The 6,185-nt window shown below is 74.0% G+C and carries 4 protein-coding genes; all 4 read left to right on the top strand.

Going from position 1 to position 6,185, the window contains the following annotated elements; all coding sequences use genetic code 11:
• Positions 1-151: 151 nt before the first annotated feature.
• The 4 genes from mmsA (at position 152) to ACFTWP_RS17630 (ending at position 6,183) form a co-directional block, all read left to right on the top strand.
• The gene (gene mmsA, locus ACFTWP_RS17645; protein ID WP_380265471.1) at positions 152-1,699 is read left to right on the top strand and encodes a multiple monosaccharide ABC transporter ATP-binding protein; all 1,548 of its coding nucleotides are present in this window, start codon (positions 152-154) and stop codon (positions 1,697-1,699) included.
• 4 nt (positions 1,700-1,703) lie between these two features.
• Entirely contained in the window at positions 1,704-2,960 is a 1,257-nt protein-coding gene (gene mmsB, locus ACFTWP_RS17640) for a multiple monosaccharide ABC transporter permease (protein WP_380265470.1), read from the top strand.
• Positions 2,961-3,128: 168 nt separating this feature from the next.
• The gene (locus ACFTWP_RS17635) at positions 3,129-5,177 is read left to right on the top strand and encodes a ricin-type beta-trefoil lectin domain protein (protein WP_380265469.1); all 2,049 of its coding nucleotides are present in this window, start codon (positions 3,129-3,131) and stop codon (positions 5,175-5,177) included.
• 82 nt (positions 5,178-5,259) lie between these two features.
• Positions 5,260-6,183, top strand: a complete 924-nt coding sequence (locus ACFTWP_RS17630) for a DUF2797 domain-containing protein (RefSeq protein ID WP_380265468.1) — start codon at positions 5,260-5,262, stop codon at positions 6,181-6,183.
• Positions 6,184-6,185 lie beyond the last annotated feature (2 nt).

The following is a 6,185-nucleotide window of genomic DNA, read 5'->3' as shown; positions in this document are numbered from 1 at the left end:
GGGGCGGGGGGCCTTTACCGCGCCCCCCCGCTCTTTTTTCCCGGGGGCGCTGGCCGGGGGCCGCGCGGCCCGCGGCGCGGGGGGGGGCCCCCCCGGCCCCCGCCCCCGCCCCCCCCCCGCGCCGCCCCCGTCGAACGGATGCACCACCACCATGGCCGGACCCGTCCTCGAAATGCGTTCGATCAGCAAGTCCTTCCCCGGCGTCAAGGCCCTCTCCGACGTCAACCTGAGCGTCGCACCCGGCGAGGTCCACGCCGTCTGCGGCGAGAACGGTGCCGGGAAGTCCACCCTGATGAAGGTGCTCAGCGGGGTCCACCCGCACGGCTCCTACCAGGGCGAGATCCTCTTCGAGGGCGAGTCCTGCGAGTTCAGGGACATCCGGGCCAGCGAACGGCGCGGCATCGTGATCATCCATCAGGAACTCGCCCTGGTGCCGTACCTCTCCATCGCCGAGAACATCTTCCTCGGCAACGAGCACGCCGGCCGGGGCATCATCAACTGGCACCGGACCGTCACCCACGCCACCGCCCTGCTCAAGCGGGTCGGGCTGCACGAGAACCCGCACACCCGGGTCGCCGACATCGGCGTGGGCAAGCAGCAGCTGGTCGAGATCGCCAAGGCCCTGGCCAAGGAGGTCAAGCTGCTGATCCTGGACGAGCCCACCGCCGCGCTCAACGACGAGGACAGCCGCAAGCTGCTCGCCCTGATCCTGGAGCTCAAGGCGCAGGGCATCTCCTGCATCATCATCTCGCACAAGCTCAACGAGATCGCCCGGGTCGCCGACTCCGTCACCATCCTGCGCGACGGCCGGACCATCGAGACCATCGACGTGAAGACGGCGGGGATCTCCGAGGACCGGATCATCCGCGGCATGGTCGGCCGCGACCTGGAGCACCGCTACCCCGAGCGCACCCCCGACATCGGCGAGGTCGCCCTCGCCGTCGAGGACTGGACCGTCCACCACCCGATCGACCACCAGCGCAAGGTCGTCGACGGGGTCTCGCTCGACGTGCGGCACGGCGAGATCGTCGGCATCGCCGGCCTGATGGGCGCCGGCCGGACCGAACTCGCGATGAGCGTCTTCGGTCGCTCGTACGGCCGGTACACCGGCGGCCGGGTGCTGCTGGACGGGCGGGAGATCCGCACCCGCAGCGTCCCCGAGGCGATCGGCCACGGCCTCGCGTACGTCACCGAGGACCGCAAGCAGCTCGGGCTGAACCTCGCCGACAGCGTCAGCCGCAACATCTCGCTGGGCGCCCTCGGCAAGGTCGCGCGGCGCGGCTGGGTCAACGAGCACCAGGAGACCCGGGTCGCCGAGGGCTTCCGCGCGAGCATGAACATCAAGACGCCCTCGGTGTTCGCGCAGACCGGCAAGCTCAGCGGCGGCAACCAGCAGAAGGTCGTCCTCAGCAAGTGGATCTTCTCCGGACCGGAGGTGCTGATCCTGGACGAGCCGACCCGCGGCATCGACGTCGGCGCCAAGGCCGAGATCTACACGGTGATCGCCGAGCTGGCCGCGCAGGGCAAGGCGGTGCTGGTCATCTCCTCCGAACTGCCCGAACTGCTCGGCATGTGCGACCGCATCTACACGATGGCCGAGGGACGGCTCACCGGTGAGCTGGCCCGGGCGGACGCGACCCAGGAATCACTCATGCGCCTCATGACCGTGAGCGCGGCGACCGAGAACGAGCAGGTGTAGGGACATGGCCCAGACCGAGACCACGCAGACCTCGACGAGCACGGCGACCGCCCCGCCCCCGGGGAAGGGCACCGGCGGCGGGAGCGGCGGCACCGCCGCCCTGCTGGCCCGGACGCTGCGCGGCAACGTCCGCCAGTACGGAATGCTGCTGGCGCTGGCGCTGATCGTCGTCCTGTTCCAGATCTGGACGGACGGCACGCTGCTGAAGCCGCTGAACGTCACCAACCTGATCCAGCAGAACAGCTACATCCTGATCCTGGCGATCGGCATGATGATCGTGATCATCGCCGGTCACATCGACCTCTCGGTCGGGTCGCTGGCGGCGTTCGTCGGGGCGGCGGCCGCGGTGATGATGGTCCGGCACGACGTGCCGTGGCCGCTCGCCCTGACGGTGTCGCTGCTGATCGGCGCGGCGGCCGGGGCCTGGCAGGGCTTCTGGATCGCGTACGTCGGCATCCCGTCCTTCATCGTCACCCTGGCCGGCATGCTGCTGTTCCGCGGCGGCACCCAGATCCTCCTCCAGGGCCAGTCGGTGGCGCCGTTCCCCAAGGGCTTCCAGAAGATCAGCAGCGGGTTCCTGCCGGAGGTGGGCCCGCACACCGACTACCACAACCTGACCCTGCTGCTCGGGCTGGGCGTGCTGGTGCTGGCGGTCCTCCAGGAGCTGCGCGGCCGGCGCCAGGCCGCCGGGTACGGGATCGAGCTGCTCCCGACGGGCTTCTTCCTCGCCAAGCTGGCCGCCATCACCGCCGCGGTGCTGGTCTTCACGCTGCTGCTGGCGAGCTACCACGGGTTCCCCGTCGTCCTGCTGATCCTGGGTGTGCTGCTGGTCGGCTTCGGCTACCTCATGCGCAACTCCATCCTCGGCCGCCACACCTACGCGATCGGCGGCAACGAGCCGGCGGCGAAGCTGTCCGGTGTCAAGAGCAAGCGGGTCGTGTTCCTCGCATTCGTCAACATGGGCGTGCTGGCCGCACTCGCCGGCATGGTGTTCGCGGCGCGCCTCAACGCCGGCACCCCGCAGGCCGGTATCAACTTCGAGTTGGAGGCGATCGCCGCCGCGTTCATCGGCGGCGCCTCGGCCAGCGGCGGTGTGGGCACCGTGCTGGGCGCCATCATCGGCGGCCTGGTGCTCGGCGTGCTCAACAACGGCATGTCGCTGGTCGGGGTCGGCACCGACTACCAGCAGGTCATCAAGGGCCTGGTGCTGCTGGCGGCGGTCGGCTTCGACGTCTACAACAAGCGCAAGGTCGGCTCCTGACCCGCCCGCGGTTCCTCCGCCGTCCGCTCCTCCGCCACCGCGGACGACCGCCCGGCCGGACGGTCCGCCGGTGCTCCGCCCGGTCCCGGTCCCCCGGGGCCGGGCGGAGCCGGTTGCGAGCGGCCTCCACCGGATCCGCCGGGGCGCCCCCACCGTGGAGGAACGCTCATGACCCACCGGCTCAGGCGGGCCGCCGTACGGGCCCTGGTGCTCTGCACCGCCGCCGCCGCACTCGTCGCGCTGGACCACCCCGCGGCCCGGCCGGCCCGGCCCGCCGCCCCGGACGCGGTCCAGATCGCCGTGCCGCCCGCCCCGATGGGCTGGGCCAGCTGGAACAGCTTCGCCAGCAGCATCGACTTCGCCACCGTCCGGGCCCAGGTCGACGCCTTCGTCGCGGCCGGGCTGCCGGCCGCCGGGTACCGCTACGTCAACATCGACGAGGGGTGGTGGCAGGGCGCCCGCGACGACGCCGGCGAGATCACCGTCGACCCCGTCCGGTGGCCCGGCGGAATGGCCGCCGTCGCCGACTACATCCACGGCAGGGGGCTCAAGGCCGGCATCTACACCGACGCCGGCCGCAACGGCTGCGGCTACTACTACCCCAGCACCCGGCCGCCCGCGGCCGACACCGGCATGGAGGGCCACGAACTCCAGGACGCCCTGCGGTTCCAGGAGTGGGGCTTCGACTTCCTCAAGGTGGACTGGTGCGGCGGCGACGCCGAGCACCTCGACCCGCGCACCACCTACGGCGCGATCGCCGCCGCCGTCGACCGGGCCACCGCGACCACCGGCCGGCCGATGCTCCTCTCGATCTGCGAGTGGGGGGTCGGCCGCCCCTGGAACTGGGGAGCCGGGACGGCCGCCATGTGGCGCACCAGCGGCGACGTGATCCACTGGGGCGAGCGGCCCTCGACCGCCGCCGTGCTCGCCAACTTCGACCGCAGCCTGCACCCCACCGCCCAGCACACCGGCTACCACAACGACCCGGACATGCTGATGGCCGGCATGGACGGCCTGACCGACGCCCAGAACCGCACCCACCTGGCCCTGTGGGCCGTCGCCGGCGCACCGCTGCTGGCCGGCAACGACCTGACCCGGATGACCGCCGCCACCAGGGCCGCCCTCACCAACCGCGAGCTGATCGCGATCGACCAGGACGGCCGCGGACTGCAGGGCGTCGAGGTCGCCGAGGACACCGCCGGACTCCAGGTCTACGGCAAGGTGCTGAGCGGCACCGGCCGGCGCGCGGTGCTGCTGCTCAACCGCACGGCCGCGGCCGCCCCCGTCACCGTCCGCTGGGTCGACCTGGGCCTCACCGGCGCCGCCGCCGCCGTCCGCGACGTCTGGGCGGGCAGCGACCGCGGCGACCCGGCGGGCGGCTGGACCACCGAGGTGCCGGCCGGCGGCTCCGTCCTGCTGACGGTCACCGGCACCGAGGCGCCGGACACCGCGTACGAGGCCGAGGCCGGGGCCCGCGGCGGCGCCGTGGTGACCACCTGCCCCGCCTGCTCGGGCGGGGCCGCCGCCGGGTCGGTGGGCGGCGGGACCACGCTCACCCTCACCGGCGTCGGCGCGGGCGCGGCCGGCGTCCACCTCGCCGACATCGGTTACGTCAACGGCGACTCCGTGCCGCGCACCGCGACCCTCCGGGTGAACGGGCAGGCCCCGACCGTCCTCTCGTTCCCGCCCACCGGCTCCTGGAGCACCCCCGGCACGGTGTCCGTGCTGCTCTCGCTCGCCAAGGGCGCGGCCAACACCCTCACCTTCGGCAACCCCGCGGCGTGGGCCCCCGACCTCGACGCGGTCCGGCTGCGGCCACTGCCCGGCGCGGCCGGCGCGGCCCTGGTCGCGGCCGGCTCCGGGCGCTGCGCCGAACTGCCCGACAGCGCCGTCCTCGACGGCACCCCCGTCGCGCTCGGTGGCTGCACCGGTGGCCGGAACCAGACGTTTACCGCGACGCCGCGCGGCGAACTCGTCGTCTACGGGGACAAGTGCCTGGCCGCGGTCGGCGACGCCGGGCCGGACGGCATCCCGGTGACCCTCCGCGGCTGCACCGGCGCCGCCGATCAGAAGTGGACCGTCCGGCCGGGTGCCGGCGTCGGCCACGACCGCTCCGGGCTCTGCCTGGACACCGCCGGCCGCGGCTCCGCCGACGGCACGGTGCTCGACCTCCGGGCCTGCGACGGCGGCGCGAGCCAGCGCTGGACCCTCGACTGACCCGGCCCCCGCACAGCCGACCGGCCGCCGCGCACCTCCCCGCGGCGCCGACTGTCGGTGGCAGGACGTACGCTCACCGATCGTGACCTCATCCGCCACCCGGCCCGCTCCCGGCTGGACCGCCACCGGCCTTCGCTGGCAGGGCGGCCGGCCGGAGCTGACCGCGCGGAACGGGGCCCGCGAGCACGCGCGGACGGTCACGACCGGCACCCCGGTCGGGTGGCTGGTCGGCGGGCCGCGCCGCTGCACCGGCGTCCGGACGTCCGGCGGGCACCACCCGTGCCCGTTCGCGGCGGAGATCGACCCGGGCGGCAAGGCCGTCCAGTGCCCGTCCTGCCAGGACGCCGACCCGGGGCTGGCCCTCGCCCGGGACCAGGTCCTGGACAACGGCCGCACCTACCGGCTCTACCTCGCCTGGTTCGGGCCGGGTGTCCTCAAGGTCGGCATCACGGCCGAACGGCGCGGCACCACCCGGCTGCTGGAGCAGGCCGCACTCGGCTACACCTTCGTCGGGCGCGGCCCGCTGCCCGGGGTGCGCCGGGCCGAGCTGACGGTGGCCCAGGCGGGCCTGGCCCGCGAGCGCCTCACCACCCGCACCAAGTGCGGCGGCTGGTGGGGCGTGCCGGATCCCGCGGCGCGCCGGCACGAGCTGGCCGAGCTCCGCGCCGCCGTCCTGCGGTTGCTGTCCGGCCACGCGATCGAGCTGCTGGCGGACGAACCGCTGGCCGATCACGTGGACCTGTTCGGACTGGGCGCCGGCGCACCGCCGCTCTACCAGGAGGTGACCGCCCTCGGCGAGGGCGCGGCACTGGCCGGGACGCTCCGGGCGCCGGTCGGCCGGCACCTCTTCCTCGACACCGGCCCGACCGACCCGCCGCTGCTGCTGGACACCCGCCTGCTGACCGGCTGGACGCTCACCGCGGCCGGGGGGAGGCCCTGCGCCGGGTTCGAGTCGGAGCCGCGGCGGCGCCCCGACGACCGGGGCGCGCAGGGGGCGCTGTTCTGAGC

This window comes from Kitasatospora sp. NPDC057015 (genome assembly GCF_042673745.1).
GTDB lineage: Bacteria > Actinomycetota > Actinomycetes > Streptomycetales > Streptomycetaceae > Kitasatospora.
This window is presented reverse-complemented; position numbering and strand designations above follow the sequence as displayed.

What these genes read in the sequence shown, in the direction of transcription:
- ACFTWP_RS17635 (WP_380265469.1), top strand. Translation starts at nt 3,129, where the DNA reads ATGACCCACCGGCTCAGGCGGGCCGCCGTACGGGCCCTGGTGCTCTGC.
- mmsB (WP_380265470.1), top strand. Translation starts at nt 1,704, where the DNA reads ATGGCCCAGACCGAGACCACGCAGACCTCGACGAGCACGGCGACCGCC.
- mmsA (WP_380265471.1), top strand. Translation starts at nt 152, where the DNA reads ATGGCCGGACCCGTCCTCGAAATGCGTTCGATCAGCAAGTCCTTCCCC.